A 19401-nucleotide genomic window follows, 5' to 3' on the forward strand; every position below is an offset into this window, starting at 1 on the left:
CCTACCCTACCGAGAGAACCCGCTGGCCCTGACGACGTCGCCGACCGGGGACGACGGGGGCGGGCGCGCAGCGGGCACGGGGATCTGGGAAGATAGGCAGTCGTGTCGACCCCAGATTCTCCCGCCCCCGCGGCGCTGCTGCGCCGAGCCCTCGGTGTGCTCGCCCAGATGGCGCCGGCCGCCGTCGAGCTCGGCGAGATCTTCGCCGCCGCCGGCCACGAGCTCTCCCTCGTCGGCGGTCCGGTCCGCGACGCCTTCCTCGGCCGGACCAGCGCCGACCTCGACTTCGCCACCTCGGCGACGCCGGACGAGACCGAACGTCTCCTCGCCCGCTGGGGCGACGCGCACTGGGACATCGGCAAGGAGTTCGGCACGATCGGCGCCCGGCGGTACGCCCGGGACGCGGACGGCGGGACGGGTGGTGACGACGTCGTCGTGGAGGTCACCACCTACCGCTCCGACACCTACGACCCCGAGTCGCGCAAGCCCGTCGTGGCGTTCGGCGACACCCTCGACGGCGACCTCTCGCGGCGCGACTTCACGGTCAACGCCATGGCGGTGCGTCTGCCGGACCTGACGTTCGTGGACCCCTTCGGCGGGCTGTCCGACCTGGCCGCCCAGGTGCTGCGCACGCCCATCGCACCGGAGCGGTCCTTCGACGACGACCCGCTGCGGATGCTGCGCGCCGCGCGCTTCGCCGCCCAGCTCGGGTTCACCGTCGAACCCGCCACCCGGGCGGCTATCGACGAGATGGCCGGCCGGCTCGAGATCGTCTCGGCCGAGCGGGTCCAGGCCGAGCTCTCGAAGCTGCTCTGCTCGGACCGGCCCCGTGCCGGTCTCGAGGTGCTGGTCGACACCGGGATGGCCGACCACGTGCTGCCCGAGCTGCCGGCCCTGCGCCTGGAGATCGACGAGCACCACCGGCACAAGGACGTCTACGAGCACTCCCTGATCGTGCTCGACCAGGCGATCGCGCAGGAGACGGGGCCCGACGGCGCCGTGCCCGCTCCGGATCTCGTGCTGCGGCTCGCGGCGCTGCTGCACGACATCGGCAAGCCCGCCACCCGACGTTTCGAGCCCGGCGGCGGGGTGAGCTTCCACCACCACGAGGTCGTCGGCGCGAAGCTGACGGCCAAGCGGCTCCGCGCCCTGAAGTACGAGAAGCAGGTCGTCAAGGACGTCTCGCGGCTCGTCGAGCTGCACCTGCGCTTCCACGGGTACGGCGACGGCGCGTGGACGGACTCGGCAGTGCGGCGCTACGTCACCGACGCGGGGCCCTTGCTGGAACGGCTGCACCGGCTGACGCGGGCCGACTGCACCACCCGCAACCGGCGCAAGGCCAAGCGGCTCGCCGACGCCTACACCGACCTCGAGGAGCGGATCGCCCGGCTGCGCGAGCAGGAGGAGATCGACTCGATCCGGCCCGACCTGGACGGCACGCAGATCATGGCGATCCTCGGTGTCGGCCCCGGCCCGGTCGTGGGGCAGGCGTACCAGCACCTGCTGGGCCTGCGGATGGAGCACGGCCCGCTCGGCGAGGAGCGGGCGACCGCCGAGCTTCAGTCCTGGTGGGCGGCCCGGCAGGACTGACCGCTTCCGCGCCGGGAGCCGGTGCGGTTCTCGTGCGGGCCGACGATCTCCGTGTCGGCCTCGCCCGAGGACGGCACCGGGATGTTGCGCACCACGAGGATGCAGGTGTCGTCCTCCTGGGTGCCGTCCGCGCAGGCCTCGACGATCGCGTCCCGCGACGCCTCGGCCTCCAGGTCGGGGTCGACCTCCTCGACGCAGGTCAGCAGGTTCTCGAGCTGGGTGCGCAGCGGCCGGTCGCGGCGTTCGATGAGACCGTCGGTGAACAGGACCAGCGAGTCGCCGGGGTGCAGCACCGTCGAGGCCTCCGGCACCTCGCCGGTCAGCAACGGCGCCCCGATGGGCGTCGTGAGGGCCTCGTCGAGCTTCTCGACGTCGTGGTGGGAGTGGATCAGCAGCGGTGCGTGGTGCCCGGCCCGGGTGTAGGTGATCCGGCGGTTCCCGCCGTCGTCCGGGGGGTCGACGATCGCGAACACGCACGTGGTCATGTCCGCCATCTGCAGGCTCCGCACGAGGTCGTCGACGCCGGCGATCACCGCGCTCGGTGACAGCCCCGCCCAGGCCTCCGAGCGCAGCACGGAGCGCAGCTGGCCCATCGACGCGGCGGCGCGGATGTCGTGGCCGACGACGTCACCGACGGAGATCGCGACGCGACCGTCGGGCAGCGGCACGACGTCGTACCAGTCGCCGCCGACGTCGGCCCCCGCGGAGGCCGGCTCGTACAGCGCGGCGCAGTCCAGGCCCGGGGCCTCGACGATCTCCGGGAGCATGCTGTGCTGCAGGGTCAGGGCCGTCTGCTGCTCGCGGCGGTAGAGCCGGGCGTTGTCGAGGGCGAGCCCGGCCCGCGCCCCGAGGGCCACGATGTCGTGGACGTCGGAGGACGGGAAGGCGGTCGCGACGTCGCCGTCGTCGCTGACGACGATCAGGACGCCGATGTCGCCGGCGCGCCCGCGCAGCGGCACCACCATCGCCGAGCCGAGGCCGAGGCGCCGCAGCGCGTCGAGCTCCTCGGGGCCCGTGCGGGCCGGCAGCGACTCGATGTCGACGGGGAACGGTTCGGAGATCTCCTCGGTGCCGGTGGTGAGCACCCTGAGGACGGTCGGGGACTCGCGGATCCAGCGGTGCGAGCGTTCCAGCACGGCGATGTCGTCGGCTCGCTCGGGGTCGCGGGAGGCGCCGTGCACGATGCGCGGTGCGCCGTGCTCGTCGACGAGCAGCACGGCGCACCAGGAGCCGTAGTGGGGTGCCACGAGGGCCGGCAGCGCGGCCGCTCCCGACTCCTCGTCGAACAGGTCGACGAGGGCCTGGGTGATCGAGGCGAGCCGCCGCAGGCTCTCGGTCTGCCGGTTGGCGGCGTCGAGCTCCAGCGCCTGCCGGCGGTCGTGGTGCACCCGCTCCGTGACGTCCGTCTGGATCCCCACGTGGTGGGTGACGTTGCCCTCGTCGTCGTGGATGGGGGAGACGACGACCTGGTTCCAGAACGGGGTCCCGTCCTTGCGGTAGTTGAGCAGCGTCTCGCCGACGGCCTGCCCGGCGTCCAGCGCGGCGCGGATGCGGGCCACGGTCTGGCGGTCCGTCCCCTCGCCCTGCAGGAAGCGGCAGTTCGTGCCCAGGACGTCGTCCGTCGTGTAGCCGGTCACCTCGCAGAAGGCCGGGTTGACCCAGATGAGCGGGTCGTCCGGCAGCGACGGGTCCGAGATGGTGAAGCTGAGGTGGCTCGCCACGGCCGCGCGTCGCTGCAGCCCGTCGAACTCGGAGGGCGGGTGCGACTCCTGCAGGCCCGTCCCGGGCAGCATCACCACGAGGGCACGGTTCGCCAGGGTCCCGGGGGCCCCGGCGAGCGGGACGCCGACGGCCCAGAGGTCGTCGGGAGCGTTCTGCCGCGCGGAGAGCACCGCCACGCCGGAGCTGCCGTCCACAGCGGCCGCCAGGGCCCGCTCGGCGGAGATGTCGGCGTCCCGGACGGACAGGCCCGCCGCCGCGCACCAGGCACCGAGCGAGGTCGGCAGCTCGAGGCCGCCGACCATGCGCGCGCCGACCGGGTTCGTGTCGACCACCTCGTGCGTGCGGGTGTCGACGAGGAGCACGGCACCACCCGTGACCACCTTCGCGGGGTCGTGGACCTCCGGCAGGAGATCGCGCGCCAGCGTGGTGATGTCGGTCGGCGCCGACTGTTGCTGCGTCATTCGTGGAACCTTCCCCCCGTCCCTCCGACCCGCCGTCGGGAGGACCGGAGATCCCTATGATGCGGCGAACCGGAACGGCCTGTCCACATGATGGCGGTGCCCGCGGCCGCGTGCGACGCGGGTCACGACGGGCCGGACCGGTCCCGTCAGTGCGCCGCGGGGGTCTCCCGGCGGACGTCGTCGGCCTTGCGCAGGCGCGTGGCCAGCAGCACCGCACCGATCATGACGCCGGCCGCCACGCCGAAGGCGAGCCGCGCGCCGCCCGCCGTCGCCGCGGCCTCGGTGGCGCCGTCGTCGAGCAGGGCGACGGACCGCAGCGTGAGCAGGGCGACGAACAGCGCCGTCCCGGCCGCGCCCGCGAGCTGCTGCAGCGTGGTGATCGTGGCGGACCCGTGGGAGTACAGCCGGGGTGCCAGCCCGCCGAGGGCCGACGTGAGGGTCGGGGTGAACACGCAGGCCAGCCCGAGGCTGAGGACGACGTGCCCGACCATCACCCACCAGACGGGTGAGGACGGCGACAGCGTGGCGAACAGGACCATCGCCACCGCGACGGCCGACACGCCCGGCAGGACGAGCGGGCGCGGGCCGACCCGGTCGTACAGGCGGCCGACGACCGGGCCGAGCAGGCCCATCATGAGACCACCGGGCAGCATGACGAGCCCGCTGGCGAGCGGGGCGAGGCCGATCGCCTCCTGCAGCACCAGCGGCAGGCCGATGATCATGCCGAACATCGCGATCATCGCGACGACGAGCACGCTCAGACCGGCGGGGAAGCCCGGCGCCCGGAAGACCCGCAGGTCCAGCAGGGCGTCGTCGGTGCGCTGCAGGCGGAGCTGGCGCCGCACGAACAGCGCGAGGAACACGACCCCGCCCACGATCGGGAGCACGGGGGAGACCGGCGGCGTGTGCCGGGCCGCCTCACCGAGGGAGGACAGCCCGTAGACCAGCCCGCCGAACGCGAAGGCCGACAGCACCACCGACAGCGCGTCCAGGTGCTTGCGTGCCCGCTCGGCGACGTCGCGGACCAGGAACAGGCCGAGGGTGAGGCCCACCAGCGCGATCGGCAGCACGACCCAGAAGACCTCGCGCCAGCCCAGGGCGTTGACCACGGCGCCGGACATCGTCGGGCCGAGGGCCGGGGCGACCGCGATGACCAGGGACACGTTGCCCATCACCCGTCCGCGGTGGTGGGGCGGCACGATCGTCATCACCGTGGTCATGAGCAGGGGCAGCATGACCGCCGTGCCGGACGCCTGGACGACGCGGGCGGCGACCAGCAGCCCGAACACGGGGGCGAGCCCGGCGAGCAGGGTGCCGAGGCTGAACAGGGACATCCCCAGGATGAACGCCGTCCGCGTCCCGACACGCTGCAGCAGCCACCCCGTGGTGGGGATGACGACGGCCATCGTCAGCAGGAACGCGGTGGTCAGCCACTGCCCGGCCGACGGCTCGATCCCGAACTCGCTCATGACCGACGGCAGCGCCACACCCATGGTCGTCTCGTTGAGGATGACGATGAACGCCGACACCATGAGCAGCGCGATGACACCCAGGTGCTCGCGCGACAGCTTGTCGGTGTCGCGGGCGGGCACCTCCGCGGCGGGGGTCGCTCCGCCGGGCGGGGTCTCGGTGCTGCGTACGGTCATGAAACCTCCCGGTGGTTCGCTCGGACGTCGTCGACCGCGGGCGGCGCTGCGCACGGACGGACCCGTCGGATCAAGGCGTTCTCAGCCTGCGGTATTCCCTGTCACGGTGGCGACCTGATTTCGTCGCCGGACTCATCTGTCGACGCGGGCCGGGTCCCCGGACACCGTCACCGGAGCGGGGTGCCGCGCCCCGGCGAACCCGAGCAGCGCCGCGACGCCGACGTAGGCGAGCGCGAGCACGAGGAACAGACCCCGCGACCACCCCTCGTCGGGCACCGTCCAGGCGGCGAGCACCGCCGCACCGACGAACGCCGCGTTGTACAGCACGTCGAAGAAGGCGAAGGCGCGGCCGCGGAAGTCGTCGTGGGTGTCGCGCTGGACGATGGTGTCCACGGCGATCTTGGCGCTCTGGGCGGCGAGGCCGAGCAGACCGGCACCGACCAGCACGATCGTGCGGGACGGCGTGGTGGACAGCAGGAGCTGGGAGGCCGCGGCCAGCAGCAGCATCCACACGATCCAGCCCTGGGCCCCGGTGAGCCGGGACAGCACCGGGGTGATGACGACGGCGCACGCGCCGCCGACCGCGGTCGCCGCCAGGACGAGGGCGAAGTTCGCCAGCCCCGCGGCGGTCTGGCCGGGATCGGCCAGCAGGTTGCGGGAGATGAGGATGGCGGCGATGAAGACCACGCCGTAGAGGAACCGGTGGGCGGCCATCACCAGCAGCGCCTGGCCCGGTGTCCGCCGGGCGGCCAGGTAGCGGGCGCCGTCGACCAACCCGTGAGCGACGTCCGAGATCTCGGCCGCGAGGTGGCCGCGGGCGGGATGCTCCGGACCCAGCTGGTCGCGGCCGAGCCGCAGGGCGAGCAGCGCGGCGACACCGAAGACGACGGCGGCGCACACGAGCGCGGCCGCGTCGTGGGCCGGTCCGTCCGGGATGCCGAGCCCGATGGCCAGGGCGACCCCGCCCCCGAGGAAGACGGCGCCGGCGCCGAGGGTGGGCGTCAGCGAGTTGGCCGTGAGCAGGTACGGGCCCGCGACCACGTTGGGGAGCCCTGCGCTGAGCGCGGCGAGGAGGAAGCGGTTGACGCTCAGCGCCAGCAGCCCGAGCAGGATCACCCAGACGTCGCCGCTGCCCTCGAGGCCGACGGTGAGCATGATCGCGGCCATGGCCGCCGTGATGAGGACGCGCAGGGCGTTGCCGTGGGCGAGCACCTGGCGCCGCCGCCACCGGTCGAGGAACACGCCCGCGAAGGGGCCGACGATCGTGAAGGGCGCGAGCATGACGGCGAAGGCGCTCGCGACGCCGGTCGCCGTCCCCGCGCGTTCGGGGGAGAAGAAGAGGAGGGCGGCCAGGCCGACCTGGAACATGCCGTCGCCGGCCTGGGAGACGAGCCGCACGGCGAACAGCCGGCGGAACCCCTCCAGGCGCAGGAGAGCGCGCAGGTCGTGCCAGGTCTCGACCAGAGCTCCCACGGCTCCACCTTCCCATGGTGCGGCGCGGCCCGGAGGGGCTCACCCGCGTGGCGCGGCGCCGCCCTGTCCCGCGAGTCAGGACGTCCCGCCGCGAGTCAGGACGTCCCGCCGCGAGTCAGGACGTCCCGCCGCGAGTCAGGACGCGCGTGCGCGACTCAGGACGCCCGGGCTCGGTGTGCCGAGTGTCTCGTCCCGCTGCAGATCGACGGGCGACGTGCAGCGGGACGAGACGTTCGGGAACCGGCGGAAGCGGAGGCCTACTCGGGCCGTCCGAACGCTCCGGGTCAGCGCTCGACGTCGCCGGCGATGAAGGCCTCGAGCTGGGCGCGGCCCTGGGTGTCCTCCATCTGGACCGGCGGGGACTTCATGAAGTACGTCGACGCCGACAGGATCGGGCCGCCGATGCCGCGGTCCTTGGCGATCTTCGCCGCGCGGATCGCGTCGATGATGATGCCGGCCGAGTTAGGGGAGTCCCACACCTCGAGCTTGTACTCCAGGTTCAGGGGCGCCTCGCCGAACGCGCGACCCTCGAGGCGCACGTAGGCCCACTTGCGGTCGTCGAGCCAGGCGACGTAGTCCGAGGGGCCGATGTGGACGTTGCGGTCCTCCTTCTTGCCGGCGAGCGCGCCGGTCAGGTTGGAGGTGACGGCCTGGGTCTTGGAGACCTTCTTCGACTCGAGGCGGTCGCGCTGCAGCATGTTCTTGAAGTCCATGTTGCCGCCGACGTTGAGCTGGTACGTGCGGTCCAGCACGACGCCGCGCTGCTCGAACAGCTTGGCGAGCACGCGGTGCGTGATCGTTGCGCCCACCTGCGACTTGATGTCGTCGCCGACGATCGGCACGCCGGCGTCCTCGAACTTCTTCGCCCACTCGGGGTCGGAGGCGATGAAGACCGGCAGGGCGTTGACGAAGGCCACGCCCGCGTCGATGGCGCACTGCGCGTAGAACTTGTCGGCGTCCTCCGACCCCACGGGGAGGTAGGAGACGAGGACGTCGACGTTCGCGTCCTTGAGCGCCTGGGTGACGTCGACCGGCTCGTCGGCCGCCTCGTCGATGGTCGCGGCGTAGTAGTCGCCGAGCCCATCGAGGGTGGGGCCACGCTGGACCATGACACCCGTGGGCGGCACGTCGGCGATCTTGATGGTGTTGTTCTCGGAGGCGTTGATCGCCTCCGCCAGGTCGAAGCCGACCTTCTTCGCGTCGACGTCGAACGCCGCCACGAACTCGAGGTCGCTCACGTGGTACTCACCGAACTGCACGTGCATGAGACCCGGGACGGTGTCGGACGGGTCGGCGTCGCGGTAGTAGTGCACACCCTGGACCAGGGACGATGCACAGTTTCCGACGCCGACGATGGCAACGCGGACGGAGGTCATCCTCGCTCCTTGTTTCTCGGGGCCGGGGCGGGATGCGCCCCGGCGTCGTGGTCGCGGTCACGGCCGCTGACGCGGTCGCGCTCGGTCGTGATGAGCCCGTCGAGCCAGCGCACCTCGCGCTCGACCTGCTCCAGTCCGTGCCGCTGCAGCTCCAGAGTGTATTCGTCGAGCCGCTCGCGGGTCCGGGCTGCGGACTCCCGGACCGCCTCCAGGCGCTCGGTCAGCCGGGTGCGCCGGCCTTCGAGGATGCGGAGGCGGGTCTCGGCGTCCGTCTGCGCGAACAGCGCGAACCGGACGTCGAAGCTCTCGTCCTCCCAGGCCGCGGGGCCGGCGGAGGCGAGAGTGGTCTGCAGGTGTTCCTTGCCCTCCGGGGTGAGCCGGTAGACGATCCGTCCACGACGTCCCGTGAGGGGCTTCGTGCCCGACGCCGTCCGCCCGGACGCCCCGGAGGCTCCGGAGCGTGCCGGCGTGGCAGGGTCGGGGTCGACCGTCTCGATCAGGCCTCGTCCGACCAAGGACTTCAGGGCCGGGTAGAGGGTGCCGTAGGAGAAGGCGCGGAACGAACCCAGGAGCAGGTTGAGCCGCTTGCGCAGCTCGTAGCCGTGCAACGGGGCAGAGCTGAGCAGACCCAGGACGGCCGTCTCGAGAACGTTCGAGCGACTGCGCACCCGTGTTCTCCCTCCCGTGCCGACGGCACCTCTCATGGCGTTGTATCGAGTCGATACATCACGAGGATAGGACGAGCGCGACGGTGCGGCAATCGGCCGCTCCGGCGCGGCGAATGTGAAGGGCTCGTGGAGCCGCGGCCAGAGGTCTGGGGACGACCGGCGCACAAACGGTTGCGTCGCGCGTCCATCTCGACACCCCGCCGCGCGCATCCCCTAGTGTTCGGTGGGGTTCCTCGTGTCCGCAGGGGGCGGAACAGGGTCGAGGACATCGCACTTCGAAAGGGTGGACGTGGGTCGCTTCTGGAACTATCCGCGCCGGGGCCTGGGCCCTGTGCAGCGGTGGCTGCCGTCGTGGCGCATCGTCGTCGGCTGCGTGCTCGGGTTCGTCGCGCTCGGCGCCGGCGTCTTCTTCGCCGCGTGGACGTCGACCGCCATCCCGAAGAACCTCGACGACGTCGACCACCAGGCGACGACGGTCTACTACGCCAACGGCAAGGAGATCGGCACGTTCTCCAGCGTCAAGCGCGAGATCGTCGCCTACGAGGACCTGCCCAAGCACGTCGGCGACGCGGTCGTGGCCAGCGAGAACGAGTCCTTCTGGGAGGACGCTGGTGTCGACTTCTTCGGTATGGCGCGTGCCGCGTTCACCAACCTCACGACCGGCTCCCGGCAGGGCGGTTCCACGCTGACGCAGCAGTACGTCGAGCGCTACTACCTGGGCCAGACGAGCGACATCGCCGGCAAGGCGCGCGAGGCGATCATCGCCATGAAGATCGCCCAGAACCAGCCGAAGGAGCTGGTGCTGGACCGCTACCTCAACACGATCTACTTCGGCCGCGGGGCCTACGGCGTCCAGGCGGCCGCCCAGGCGTACTTCGACAAGGACGCCAAGGACCTGACCTACTCCGAGTCCGCCATGCTGTCCGGGATCATCCCGGCGCCCGTGCGCTACGACCCGTCGGAGAACCCGGACATCGCCAAGGCCCGCTGGGAGCGCAGCCTGAACCGGATGGCCGAGCAGGGCTACATCACCCAGGCCGAGGCCGACTCGGCCCAGTTCCCGGAGTTCGTCGAGAAGGACACCAGCAGCAACAGCCTCGGCGGCCAAAAGGGCTACATCATGAACGCCGTCAAGAAGGAGCTGCTCGCCACCGGGGAGTTCACCGAGGAGGACCTCGAGTCCCGGGGCCTGCAGATCCACACGACGATCAAGCCGAAGCTGCAGCGCACCGCAGCGAAGATCGTCAAGGACCTGCCCGAGGACGCGAACAAGAACATCCGTGCGTCCCTGGTGTCGATCGATCCCGAGACCGGGGCGATCGTGACGCTGTACGGCGGCGCCGACTACCTCAAGCAGTCGCTCAACACCGCCACCCAGGACAGGGTGCAGGCGGGTTCGACCTTCAAGCCGTTCACGCTGATCGGCGCGCTCGAGGACGGGGTCCAGCTCACCGACCGCTTCGACGGCAACACCCCGAAGACCTTCGAAGGCGTGGGCGAGAACGAAGAGGGCTACACGGTCAACAACTTCGGCGAGGAGTCGTACGGCGAGGTCGACCTCGTCGAGGCCACCACGCACTCGATCAACACCGCCTACGTCGAGCTGAACGTCGAGAACGGGCCGAAGCGCACCGTCGACGTCGCGCACCGCCTCGGCATCCGGGAGGACGAGGACGACCCGATCGCGCCCTATGCGTCCAACGTGCTCGGCACCCACTCGGTCTACCCGATCGACATGGCCGAGGCCTACGCCACGATCGCCGGGGGCGGCTACCACGTGGAGCCGTACATCGTGGACCGGGTGGAGCACATGGACGGCACCCAGCGCTACGCGAGGGAGACGACCGCCGAGAAGCGCTTCGAACCCGACGTGATCAACGCCGCGACCTACGCGATGACCCAGGTCGTGGAGAAGGGCTCGGGGCGCGCCGCGCTCGAGCTCACCGGGCCGGACGGGCAGCGCCGGCCGGTGGCCGGCAAGACCGGTACGGCCAACAACAACGAGACCGCCTGGTTCACCGGCTTCACCCCGCAGCTCGCGACCGTCGTCAACCTGCGGCAGTACAAGACGGTCGATGTCGAGCAGGGCATCATGAAGGACAAGGCGCCGATCGAGGCCTTCGGCCCCTACAGCGAGATCACCGGTTCGACCTGGCCGGCCGCCGCGTGGACCGAGTTCATGCAGGTCGCGCTCGAGGGCAAGGAGATCGCGGAGTTCCCCGAGTACACCCCGCCGACGCCGTCGTTCGAGCCGTCCCCGACGCCGAGCGAGACCGCCGAGTGGGTCGAGCTGCCGGACAACCTCGTCGGCATGAACATCAACGAGGCCACGAGGCTGCTGGAGAGCCTGGGCCTGTCGGTGGCGACGCAGGCGACCGACGACGAGGCCCGCAAGGGCACCGTCGTGAACGTCTACGACACGGGCGGCTCCGTCCAGACGGGGTCGACGGTCACGCTCTGGGTCTCGACCGGCAAGGTCGAGGAGCAGCAGAAGGTCGCTGTGCCCAACGTCGTCGGGCAGTCCGCCGGCTCGGCCGAGAGTCAGCTCAACCGGGTCGGTCTCTCGACGGCCGTGGTCGAGGAGCCCAGCAACCAGGTCCAGCGCGGCCAGGTGATCCGCACCGAGCCCGGCGCCGGGAGCGAGGTCGAGTCCGGGTCCACCGTCACGATGGTGGTCTCGTCCGGGCCCCAGCAGACCCAGGAACCGACGCAGGAGCCGACCTCGGAGCCGTCGCAGTCACCGTCCCCGACGGACCAGCCGGGCAACGGCAACGGGAACGGCAACGGGTGACCGAGGCCACCCGACGATGAACTTCGTCCGGGGTGCCTGTAGCGGGTATCCTGGTCGACTGGCCGTACCACGCCGCCCCCGCTCGGGGAACGGCAGGGCACGGCCGACGCACGCACTAACCCTCCTGCCACGGAACGACCGTGGCCGCTGAGACCAGAGGAGGTGGGTTGAACTCATGCGTCAGTACGAACTGATGGTGATCCTGGACCCGGAGGTCGAGGAGCGCACCGTGGCCCCGACGCTGGAGAAGCTGCTCAAGGTCGTCACGACCGACGGCGGCAGCGTCGACAACGTGGACATCTGGGGTCGTCGCCGCATGGCGTACGACATCAACAAGCGCTCCGAGGGCATCTACGCCGTCGTGAATTACACCGCGACGCCGGACACCGCGAAGGAGCTGGACCGTCAGCTGGGCCTCAACGAGGGCGTGCTGCGGATCAAGACGCTCCGCGCCGCTGCTCACTGAGACCCGCTGAACCGAGTCACCCCGCATCCTCGCTGGGCACCTGTCGGTGCCCCGTGATGGGATGCCACTGGACCATCGAGGACAGCCGAATCTCGCGGACGAACGAAGGAGCTTGGCATGGCTGGTGAGACCGTCATCACGGTCGTCGGAAACCTGACCGCGGACCCGGAGCTGCGCTTCACCCCGTCGGGTGCAGCCGTCGCCAACTTCACGATCGCGTCGACGCCCCGCACGTTCGACCGTCAGTCGAACGAGTGGAAGGACGGGGAGGCGCTGTTCCTGCGCTGCTCCATCTGGCGCGAGGCGGCGGAGAACGTCGCCGAGTCGCTGACGAAGGGCATGCGCGTCATCGCGCAGGGCCGCCTTCAGCAGCGTTCGTTCGAGACCCGCGAGGGCGAGAAGCGCACCGTCGTGGAGCTGCAGGTCGACGAGATCGGCCCGTCGCTGAGGTGGGCGTCCGCCAAGGTCGCCCGCGCTCAGCGCAGCGGTGGCGGTGGCGGCGGATTCGGTGGCGGCTACGGCGGCAACGCCGGTGGCCAGCCCGGTGGCGGCGGTGGATTCGGTTCCTCCGGCGGCGGACAGCAGAGCGACCCCTGGGCCACGGCTGGCCCGGCGTCCTCGGGCGGCGGGTTCTCGGACGAGCCCCCGTTCTGATCGTCGCCCACATCCAGAATCACCCGTGACCTCCCGGCGTCGCGCCGGAGAGGTCCACACCTGAGAAGGAGCACACACCATGGCCAAGCCTGTGGTGCGGAAGCCCAAGAAGAAGGCCAACCCGCTCAAGGCCGCGAAGGTCGAGACGGTCGACTACAAGGACACCGCCCTGCTGCGGAAGTTCATCTCCGACCGCGGCAAGATCCGTGCGCGTCGCGTCACCGGCGTGAGCGTGCAGGAGCAGCGCCAGATCGCCAAGGCCGTCAAGAACGCGCGCGAGATGGCCCTGCTGCCGTACTCGTCGTCGGCCCGCTGAGGAAAGGATCCAGATCATGGCAAAGCTGATCCTGACCCACGAGGTGACCGGTCTCGGTGAGCCCGGCGACGTCGTCGAGGTGAAGGACGGGTACGCCCGTAACTTCCTCATCCCGCGTTCGCTGGCCACGCCGTGGACCAAGGGCGCCGAGTCGCAGATCTCCGCGATCCGCAAGGCCCGCAAGGCCCGCGAGATCGCCACGCGCGAGGACGCCCAGGCCGCGGCCGAGTCGATCCAGTCGCGGACCTACACCGTCGAGGCGCACGCCGGCGAGTCCGGCCGCCTGTTCGGTGCGGTCACGACCGCGGACATCGCCAAGGCCGTGCAGTCGGCCGGCGGCCCGTCCGTCGACAAGCGCAAGATCGAGATCGGCCAGCCGATCAAGTCGCTCGGTGAGCACACCGTGTCGATCCGCCTGCACCCCGAGGTGTCGGCGAAGATCGAGCTGGAGGTCGTCGCCGGCTGACGCCGGTCCGATCGTCCGAAGGCCCCGGTTCCCGTCATGGGGAGCCGGGGCCTTCGTCGTGCCCCGTGAGCGTCGGTGCTCGTGCCGCCCCGCCGATGGACCGGTCCGCGCCCGCCACCGAGACGAGCACGCGCTCGGCAGTTCGTGCCTCGCTCGGCAGTTCAAGCTGCCGAACGAGGCACGAACTGCCGAGTGAATCCCCAGGCTGTGGATGACCAGCGGTGACCCCTCGGTCGGGCCGCGATGCTGAAGTCCGTGCCCTCCGAGATCGTGATCGCCCGCGAGTCCTTGCCGTCGGACCTCCGGCAGGCGTGCCGCGCCGGCGAGATCGAGCGCATCCGACGAGGTGCCTACCGGTCCGTGCCGGACGCTCCGGACGGAGGGCGTCGGAGTGCGGCGCGTGACCTGCAGATCGACCGGGCACGGGCGTTGGACCGACAGCTGCGAGCCGGCCACTGGTTCAGCCACGCGACAGCGGCGATGCTCCACGGACTCCCGCTGTGGCGGCTGCCGAGCGGCATCCACGTGCTGCAGGCCTACCGCGCGTCGTCGCGCGCCGCTCAGGACGTGCACCGGCACGTGACGCCGGTGCCGCCGGGGGAGCGCACCGAGGCTCTGGGGCTGCCGTCGACCACCCTGGAACGCACCGTGGCGGACTGCGCCACGACGATGCCTCCGCTGGAGGGACTCGTGATCGCCGACTCCGCTCTGGTCCGTGGGCTCGACTGGTCGGCCACGCGGGCACTGATCGGTGCGCGGACCCGTGGCCGCCGGCGTGGGCTGCTCGTGCTCGAGCTCGCTGACCGGGGTGCCGAGAGTCCCTGGGAGTCGTGGCTGCGCTACGTGGCCCACTGGGCCGGTCTGCCGCGGCCGCGGACCCAGGTACCCGTCGCCACGCGGCTCGGACGTTTCCGCGTCGACATCGGTTGGCCCGAGCACGCGGTTCTCGCGGAGTTCGACGGGCTGGTGAAGTACCGGACCGGTGCGTTGGGCGCTGACCACGATCCCGACCGGGCACGTATCGAGGAGAAGCGCCGCGCCGACGCGATCACGGAGGCGACCGGCATCCAGCTGCTGCGTGTCACGTCGAAGGACGCCCACGACCCGCAGGCGGTGGCGGACCGGCTGCTCGCCCGTTTCCCGGCTGCCGTGCGCGGGACGGCGCGCCGGAACCCGCTGCTGTCCCGGCCGCGCTGACCGGGGGCCGCCGTCGCGGGTACCAGCGGGAGGCTCGCACCGACGAGTCGCGATCGGCAGTTCGTGCCTCATTCGGCAGTTCAAGATGCCGATCCAGGCACGAACTGCCGAGCGGGCGCAGCTGAACACGGCATCGGGGTCAGACGCCGGTGGTCATCCAGCGCTCGCCGCGGGCGCGCAGACCAGTCGTCAGGGCGCGGGCCAGCATGAAGACCCCGGCGAACGCCGCCCACAGCCAGGCCAGCCCCACCGCACCCTCCGGAGCCCAGGAGCGCACCGCCAGGGCGACCGGCGCGTAGACCACGAGGGTGAGCATGCCCGCCCAGGCGAGGAACCGGCCGTCCCCGGCGCCGATGAGGACGCCGTCGAGCACGAACACCCACCCGGCCATCGGCATGAACACCCCGCAGACGACGAGCCCGGCGGTGATGGCCACACGCACGTCGGGGTCGGGGGAGAACAGCGGGGCGATCCACCAGGACGCCGCCGCGAGGACGACGCCGATGAGCGCCCCGGCGCCGACGCCCCACTGCAGGCACCGCCGCAGCACGGCGCGCACCCGGGCGGTGTCGCCGGACCCGAGGCCGAAGCCGACCAGCGCCTGCGCCGCGATCGCGAGGGCGTCCAGCGCGAAGGCCGCGAGTCCCCACAGGCTGTTGACGACCTGGTGCCCGCCGAGCGCGACGGCGCCGAGCCCGGTGGCGACCCACACGGTCAGCAGGATCGCCAGGCGCAGCGAGATCGTGCGCACCAGCAGGGGAGCGCCGGCGACCGCGTTGGCCCAGATGCCCGCGTGGTGGGGGCGCATCGAGGCACCCCGGCGTCGGGCCCCGGTGACCACGACGACGGCGAGCACGGCTCCCATCAGGAGCTGCGCCGTCGTCGTCGCGAGGGCCGAGCCGGCGATCCCCATCCCGACGCCGTAGACGAGCGTCACCGAGCCGACGGCGTTGAACACCGCCCCGCCGGACGCCACCCACAGGGGGGTACGGGTGTCCTGGAGTCCGCGGAGCACACCGGTCGTGGCGAGCACGAGGAGCATGCCGGGCAGCCCGGGGGAGGACCACCGCAGGTAGGTGACCGCGTGGTCGGCGACCTCGCCGGTGGCACCCATGGCGGAGACCGCCCCGGGCGCCGCCGTCCACAGGAGTGTCCCCAGGACGAGGCCCAGCCCGAGGGCGAGCCACATACCGTCGACGCCGGACTGGAGGGCCTCGCGGTCGTGCCCGGCGCCCAGCCGTCGCGCCACGGCGGCGGTGGTGGCGTAGGCGAGGAAGATGCACAGCCCCACGAGGGTCAGCAGGATCGTCGAGGCGAGCGAGAGCCCGGCGAGCTGGGCCGTCCCCAGGTGGCCGACGACGGAGCTGTCGACGAGCACGAACAACGGTTCCGCGACGAGGGCGCCGAGGGCCGGCCAGGCGAGCGCGAGGATCTCGCGGTCGATGCGGCGGAAGTCACCCACCGAGTTTTCCTCCACAGCATGAGTACGACGTCGTGGCTGTTCACACCCCGTTTCGGGGCTTGTACACAGCAGATTTCCCCAGTTGTGCACAGGGTTGTCCACCGGCTGTGCACAGGATGTGGGCAGTCTTCCACACCGGGGTCCACACGTTCGTCCACAGGGTCCGTTGCGTCGGTCCCTGGGCGCGCCTAGCGTCATCCACACTGTCAGAGGCGCACGCTAGAACAAGACCTTGACGACCGGTGAACGAGCCCACGTGGGGCATTGATTCCGGTGAGAACCGGACTGGGGGACGCATGTCGATCGAGGAGCTCGAAGCAGGCTACGGATCACGGCCGGCCTTCGACCGCACCCCTCCCCAGGACCTCGACGCCGAGATGAGCGTGCTGGGCGGCATGCTGCTGTCCAAGGACGCGATCGCCGACGTCGTCGAGCAGATCCGCGGCAACGACTTCTACCGGCCGGCGCACGAGGCGATCTACGAGGCGATCATCGACCTCTACGGCCGCGGCGAGCCGGCCGACGCCATCACGGTCGTGGCCGAGCTGACCAAGCGCGGCGAGATCGGCCGCATGGGCGGCGCCTCCTACATCCACGACCTCATGGCCGGGGTGCCGACCGCCGCGAACGCCGGCTACTACGCGCGCATCGTGCGCGAGCGGGCGGTGCTGCGCCGTCTCGTCGAGGCCGGCACCAAGATCGTCCAGCTCGGGTACGCGACCGACGGCGGGGACGTCGAGACCGTCGTCAACAACGCCCAGGCGGAGATCTACGCCGTCACCGAGCGCAGGACCACCGAGGACTACGCGCCGCTGGCGGACATCATCGGCGGCACGATGGACGAGATCGAGGCCGCCGGGAACCGTGGCGAGGGCATGGTCGGCGTGCCCACCGGGTTCGCGGACCTCGACCGGCTGACGAACGGTCTGCACCCCGGGCAGATGATCGTCGTGGCCGCGCGACCCGCCATGGGTAAGGCGCTCGCGCTCGACACCCCGCTGCCGACGCCGAACGGCTGGACCACGATGGGCGAGGTCGCCGTCGGCGACGAGCTGCTCGCTCCCGACGGCACGCCCACGCGCGTCGTGGAGGCCACCGAGGTCCTGACCGACCGGGCCTGCTACGAGGTGGAGTTCGACGACGGCACGACGATCGTCGCGGACGCCCAGCACGAGTGGGCCACCAGCCTGACCGGCGATCCCGTCGATACATCGGTGCGGACGACCGAGGCGATCGTGGCGTCGATGGATCGCGGCGCGGCGCACTCGGTGTCGCGCCCGGGCGCGGCCTGGAAGATCGTGGCCGTGCGCCCGGCAGTGTCGGTGCCGGTGCGTTGCGTCCAGATCGATCATGCGGATCACCTCTACCTGGCGAGCCGGGCCATGATCCCGACCCACAACTCGACCCTGGCGCTGGACCTGGCCCGCGCTGCGTCGATCAAGGCCCAGAAGACCTCCGTGGTGTTCTCGCTCGAGATGAGCCGCAACGAGATCACGATGCGTCTGCTGTCCGCCGAGGCGCGCGTGCACCTGCAGAAGCTGCGCAACGGCTCCATGGGCGACGACGACTGGCAGAAGCTGGCCAAGATCATGGGCAAGGTCTCCGAGGCGCCGCTGTTCATCGACGACTCGCCGAACATGTCGCTGACCGAGATCCGCGCCAAGTGCCGCCGGCTCAAGCAGAAGCACGACCTCGAGCTCGTCATCGTCGACTACCTGCAGCTCATGACGTCCGGCAAGAAGGTCGAGTCCCGGCAGCAGGAGGTCTCCGAGTTCTCGCGTGCGCTGAAGCTGCTCGCGAAGGAGATCGAGGTCCCGGTCATCGCTTTGTCGCAGCTGAACCGTGGTCCCGAGACCCGCAGCGACAAGAAGCCGCAGATGTCGGACCTGCGTGAGTCGGGCTGCCTGACCGAGGACACGAAGATCCTCCGCGCCGACACGGGCGCCGAAACGACGATGGGTGAGCTCCACGCGGAGGGCGCTACCGACGTGCCGGTGTGGGCCCTCAACGACCGCTTGCAGTACGTGCGCCGCCACCTCACCCACGTGTTCTCCACCGGGGTGAAGCCGGTGTACCGGCTGCGGTTGGCGTCCGGCAAGGAGATCGAGGCGACGGCGAACCACCCGTTCCTCACCTACGAGGGCTGGACCCCCCTCGGCGAGCTCGAGGTCGGGTCCAGGCTCGGTGTGCCGCGGCACGTCCCGGGGCCGGAGCAGAACACTGCGTGGGACGACCGCAAGGTCGTCATGCTGGCGCACCTGCTCGGTGGCGGTGAATCGTCGGCGCAGGTTGCCTCTCTCGCGGACGGCGACTGGGCTGCTCCCGAGCTCGGCGTCCCGGCAGCGGTCTTCCACCTGCCGAAGGACCAGATCGCGCTCTTCCTCAAGACGCTGTTCACCGATCGCGGTGCAGTGCTGGGCTCGGACGACGATGGACGCGTGACGCTGCCTGGATCGCGGCGGGTCCTCGAGGGAGTCGCCCGGCTCCTGTTGCGATTCGGCATCGCCACCCGGGTCACAACGGCACCCTCGAACCCGCGTCTCACCGTCGACGGGGTCGACGATCTGCGACGGTTCCTGCAGGAGATCGGGATCGACGGTTCGGAGACCGCTGCGGCGGCTCGGCTGCTGGAGCAGGTTCGTGCGCAGTCGTCCGGCGCGCGAGGGGGGACCCGCCACATCTGGGACGAGGTGCGCGACGTCCTCAGTGCCCAGGTGGTTGTTGCAGGAACGGTCACCGTTCAGGACGGCGGGCGCCAGCGGCTGGGCGTCGTCGCTGAGGTGCTCGACGAGGCTGATCTCGAGATCGAGGCCGTCAACGACCTGCTGTGGGAGGAGGTCGTGTCGATCGAGCCGGTGGGGGAGAAACAGGTCTTCGACGCGACGGTGCTCGGCACCCACAACTTCATCGCCAACGGCATCGCTGTCCACAACAGCATCGAGCAGGACGCCGACATGGTCATCCTGCTGCACCGCGAGGACGCCTACGAGAAGGAGTCCCCGCGCGCGGGTGAGGCCGACCTGATCGTCGCCAAGCACCGTAACGGTCCGACCGACACCATCACGGTGGCGTTCCAGGGCCACTACTCGCGCTTCGTCGACATGCAGGTCTAG

The 19401-nt window shown here is 71.0% G+C and carries 14 protein-coding genes; 8 read left to right on the forward strand and 6 right to left on the reverse strand.

Annotated elements, in window-relative coordinates:
- Positions 1 to 168: 168 nt before the first annotated feature.
- Entirely contained in the window at positions 169 to 1590 is a 1422-nt protein-coding gene (locus Q6349_RS04250) for a CCA tRNA nucleotidyltransferase (RefSeq protein ID WP_304603095.1), read from the forward strand.
- Here the strand turns inward: Q6349_RS04250 and Q6349_RS04255 are convergent.
- From Q6349_RS04255 to Q6349_RS04275, 5 genes are all read right to left on the reverse strand, one after another.
- Entirely contained in the window at positions 1560 to 3773 is a 2214-nt protein-coding gene (locus tag Q6349_RS04255) for a SpoIIE family protein phosphatase (RefSeq protein ID WP_304602995.1), read from the reverse strand. The two genes, Q6349_RS04250 and Q6349_RS04255, sit on opposite strands and share 31 nt — an antisense overlap.
- Before the next feature lie 146 nt (positions 3774 to 3919).
- Positions 3920 to 5419 carry an MDR family MFS transporter gene (locus Q6349_RS04260; RefSeq protein WP_304602996.1) on the reverse strand — a complete coding sequence of 500 codons (1500 nt, stop codon included), beginning with the start codon at positions 5417 to 5419 and terminating at the stop codon, positions 3920 to 3922.
- Between the two features lie 132 nt (positions 5420 to 5551).
- Positions 5552 to 6892 (reverse strand): MFS transporter, encoded by a 1341-nt coding sequence (locus Q6349_RS04265; protein WP_304602997.1) that lies wholly within the window; start codon positions 6890 to 6892, stop codon positions 5552 to 5554.
- A 284-nt stretch (positions 6893 to 7176) separates the two neighbouring features.
- A complete protein-coding gene (locus Q6349_RS04270) occupies positions 7177 to 8268 on the reverse strand; it encodes an inositol-3-phosphate synthase (protein WP_304602998.1) in 1092 nt (363 codons plus the stop codon).
- Positions 8265 to 8936 carry a PadR family transcriptional regulator gene (locus Q6349_RS04275; protein ID WP_304602999.1) on the reverse strand — a complete coding sequence of 224 codons (672 nt, stop codon included), beginning with the start codon at positions 8934 to 8936 and terminating at the stop codon, positions 8265 to 8267. The genes Q6349_RS04270 and Q6349_RS04275 overlap by 4 nt, the downstream gene beginning before the upstream one ends.
- A gap of 289 nt (positions 8937 to 9225) precedes the next feature.
- Here Q6349_RS04275 and Q6349_RS04280 point away from each other — a divergent pair, with 289 nt between their 5' ends.
- From Q6349_RS04280 to Q6349_RS04305, 6 genes are all read left to right on the forward strand, one after another.
- On the forward strand, positions 9226 to 11727 hold the full coding sequence (locus Q6349_RS04280; protein ID WP_304603000.1) for a transglycosylase domain-containing protein: 2502 nt from the start codon (positions 9226 to 9228) through the stop codon (positions 11725 to 11727).
- Positions 11728 to 11902: 175 nt separating this feature from the next.
- The gene (rpsF, locus tag Q6349_RS04285) at positions 11903 to 12193 is read left to right on the forward strand and encodes a 30S ribosomal protein S6 (RefSeq protein ID WP_304603001.1); all 291 of its coding nucleotides are present in this window, start codon (positions 11903 to 11905) and stop codon (positions 12191 to 12193) included.
- Positions 12194 to 12310: 117 nt separating this feature from the next.
- A complete protein-coding gene (locus Q6349_RS04290) occupies positions 12311 to 12847 on the forward strand; it encodes a single-stranded DNA-binding protein (RefSeq protein WP_171246654.1) in 537 nt (178 codons plus the stop codon).
- Between the two features lie 79 nt (positions 12848 to 12926).
- A complete protein-coding gene (rpsR, locus tag Q6349_RS04295; RefSeq protein WP_106265817.1) occupies positions 12927 to 13163 on the forward strand; it encodes a 30S ribosomal protein S18 in 237 nt (78 codons plus the stop codon).
- A gap of 16 nt (positions 13164 to 13179) precedes the next feature.
- Positions 13180 to 13629 carry a 50S ribosomal protein L9 gene (gene rplI, locus Q6349_RS04300; RefSeq protein WP_171246653.1) on the forward strand — a complete coding sequence of 150 codons (450 nt, stop codon included), beginning with the start codon at positions 13180 to 13182 and terminating at the stop codon, positions 13627 to 13629.
- Between the two features lie 255 nt (positions 13630 to 13884).
- A complete protein-coding gene (locus Q6349_RS04305) occupies positions 13885 to 14826 on the forward strand; it encodes a hypothetical protein (RefSeq protein ID WP_304603002.1) in 942 nt (313 codons plus the stop codon).
- Between the two features lie 139 nt (positions 14827 to 14965).
- On the opposite strand, the gene Q6349_RS04310 is transcribed toward Q6349_RS04305, so the two are convergent.
- On the reverse strand, positions 14966 to 16288 hold the full coding sequence (locus Q6349_RS04310) for an MATE family efflux transporter (protein WP_304603003.1): 1323 nt from the start codon (positions 16286 to 16288) through the stop codon (positions 14966 to 14968).
- Between the two features lie 296 nt (positions 16289 to 16584).
- On the opposite strand from Q6349_RS04310, the gene dnaB reads away from it, so the two are divergent.
- Positions 16585 to 19401, forward strand: coding sequence for a replicative DNA helicase (gene dnaB, locus Q6349_RS04315; protein WP_304603004.1), 2817 nt, complete (start codon positions 16585 to 16587; stop codon positions 19399 to 19401).

The sequence above is a fragment of the Isoptericola sp. 178 genome, from assembly GCF_030586525.1.
Taxonomy (GTDB): domain Bacteria; phylum Actinomycetota; class Actinomycetes; order Actinomycetales; family Cellulomonadaceae; genus Isoptericola; species Isoptericola sediminis.

Bases quoted from the DNA above. Each gene is read 5' to 3' on its own strand.
- Q6349_RS04250 (WP_304603095.1), top strand. From the start codon at position 169: ATGGCGCCGGCCGCCGTCGAGCTCGGCGAGATCTTCGCCGCCGCCGGC.
- Q6349_RS04255 (WP_304602995.1), bottom strand. From the start codon at position 3,773: ATGACGCAGCAACAGTCGGCGCCGACCGACATCACCACGCTGGCGCGC.
- Q6349_RS04260 (WP_304602996.1), bottom strand. From the start codon at position 5,419: ATGACCGTACGCAGCACCGAGACCCCGCCCGGCGGAGCGACCCCCGCC.
- Q6349_RS04270 (WP_304602998.1), bottom strand. From the start codon at position 8,268: ATGACCTCCGTCCGCGTTGCCATCGTCGGCGTCGGAAACTGTGCATCG.
- rpsF (WP_304603001.1), top strand. From the start codon at position 11,903: ATGCGTCAGTACGAACTGATGGTGATCCTGGACCCGGAGGTCGAGGAG.
- Q6349_RS04290 (WP_171246654.1), top strand. From the start codon at position 12,311: ATGGCTGGTGAGACCGTCATCACGGTCGTCGGAAACCTGACCGCGGAC.
- rpsR (WP_106265817.1), top strand. From the start codon at position 12,927: ATGGCCAAGCCTGTGGTGCGGAAGCCCAAGAAGAAGGCCAACCCGCTC.
- rplI (WP_171246653.1), top strand. From the start codon at position 13,180: ATGGCAAAGCTGATCCTGACCCACGAGGTGACCGGTCTCGGTGAGCCC.
- dnaB (WP_304603004.1), top strand. From the start codon at position 16,585: ATGTCGATCGAGGAGCTCGAAGCAGGCTACGGATCACGGCCGGCCTTC.